Genomic DNA, 1,835 nt, shown 5'->3' with positions numbered 1-1,835 from the left:
GCGTCCACACCGATCATCCAGCGCGGTTCGACGACGTCGCTGCGGAGGAGCTTGAAGAGCAGGTCCGTGCCGATGTTGCCCGGCCCGACGATGGCTGCGGTGAGTTTCTTCCCCATGGACCTACTCCTGGAATTCGACGACGAGTGGCGCGAAGCCGCTGATGGATGCCGCGACCCGGTCGCCCGGGACGAACGGCACAAAGGGACCCAGGGCCCCGGACAGGATCAGGTGGCCGGCGCGCAGCGGGTCCCCGAAGCGGTAGGCCTGGACGGCGAGCCAGCGCAGCGCCTCGAGCGGGTCACCCAGGCAGGCGGCGCCGGTGCCGGCGGAGCGCTCCTCGCCGTTGATGGTGAGCGACATGACCACGTCACGCGGCTCGAGCTCGTCGAGGCGACGGCCTTCGCTGCCGACGACGTAGAGGCCACTGGAGGCATTGTCGGCGACGGTGTCGGTGAAGCCGATGTCCCAGTTCTCGATCCGCGAGTCGACGATCTCCAGGGCAGGGAGCGCGACGTCGACGGCGGCACGCACGAGGTCGAGGGTGATCTCCTCCTCGGTCGCCGGGTTGATGTCGGCGGCAAGGACGAACGCGACCTCGGCCTCCACCCGCGGCTGCACGAGCGTGCTCATCGAGATGGGGCCGCCATCGACGCCGTGGCTGACGTCCATGTCGCTCAGCAGGTAGCCGAAGTCGGGCTGGTCCACGCCGAGCTGGCGCTGGACGGCCTCGGACGTCGCGCCGATCTTGCGACCCACGACGGTGACGCCGCCCGCAATCCTGGCCTGCACGAGTCCCTGTTGGACGGCGTAGGCGGCGGGCAGGTCATCGGTGCCGATCAGGTCACGGACGGCCGCACACGGCACCCGTGTCCTCTGGGCGTCCGCCAGGCGGGCCACAGCGGCCTCGACGGCAGTGGGAGTAGTCACGATGTAGATACTAGAACCTGTTACAGTTTTGTGCCATGACGGGATCCCATTCAGCCGCCGCGAGCGACGTCCTGCCGACCGAGGTCGACGTCGTCGTGGTGGGCGCCGGTGGCGCAGGCATGAGCGCAGCACTGCGCGCCGGCCGCCACGGCCTCGACACCATTCTCATCGAGAAGAGCGCCTACTTCGGCGGTTCCACGGCACGAAGTGGCGGAGGTGTCTGGATTCCGGGCAATTACGCGCTCAAAGATGCCGGGCAGGACGATCCCGGTGACCAGGACAAGGCCAAGACCTACCTCGACGCGATCGTCGGTGACGTGGTCCCGAAGGTCCGCCGCGACACCTACATCGACCGCGGACCCGAGGTCATGGACTTCATCAGGGAGCAGACCCCCGTCCGCTTCCGCTGGGTCCCGGAGTACGCCGACTACCTCCCCGAGCAGCCCGGCGGGCGGCCGCGTGGCCGCAGCGTCGAGCCGGTCCCGATGGACGCGCGCTTCCTCGGTGACGAGCTCGAGCGCCTGTACCCGGCGTACACGAAGGCACCCGCGAACCTGATCGTCACCCAGGCCGACTACCGCAAGATCAACCTCGGCCTGCGCTCGATCAAGGGCCCGCTCACGATGCTCCGCGTCATGCTGATGCGAGTGCTGGCCATCGCCACTGGCAAGAAGATGTTCGCGATGGGCAACGCGATCGCGATCGGCCTGCGCAAGGGTCTCGCCGACGCGGGCGTGCCCGTCGCCTACGAAACCGCGCTCCAGGACCTCCTCGTGGAGGACGGCCGCGTCGTCGGTGTCGCCGTCGATCGCGACGGCGAGCGCCTGGAGATCCGTGCCCGGCGCGGCGTGATCCTCGGATCGGGCGGGTTCGAGCACAGCCAGGAGCTGCGCGAGAAGTTCCTCCCG

The 1,835-nt window shown here is 68.9% G+C and carries 2 protein-coding genes; one reads left to right on the top strand and one right to left on the bottom strand.

The genetic code is table 11. The annotated features are described in order from the left end of the window. Positions 1-120: 120 nt before the first annotated feature. Entirely contained in the window at positions 121-927 is an 807-nt protein-coding gene (locus tag ACOADB_RS10565; protein WP_378597997.1) for a 2-keto-4-pentenoate hydratase, read from the bottom strand. Positions 928-962: 35 nt separating this feature from the next. Here ACOADB_RS10565 and ACOADB_RS10560 point away from each other — a divergent pair. After that, a partial coding sequence (locus ACOADB_RS10560; RefSeq protein ID WP_378597995.1) for an FAD-dependent oxidoreductase occupies positions 963-1,835 on the top strand: 873 nt, incomplete at its 3' end.

Origin of the sequence: Nocardioides sp. CPCC 206348, assembly GCF_048654705.1 — a bacterium.
Taxonomy (GTDB): Bacteria; Actinomycetota; Actinomycetes; order Propionibacteriales; family Nocardioidaceae; genus Nocardioides.
The sequence above is the reverse complement of the archived record's forward strand: the minus strand, read 5'-3'. Positions and strand labels throughout refer to the sequence as shown.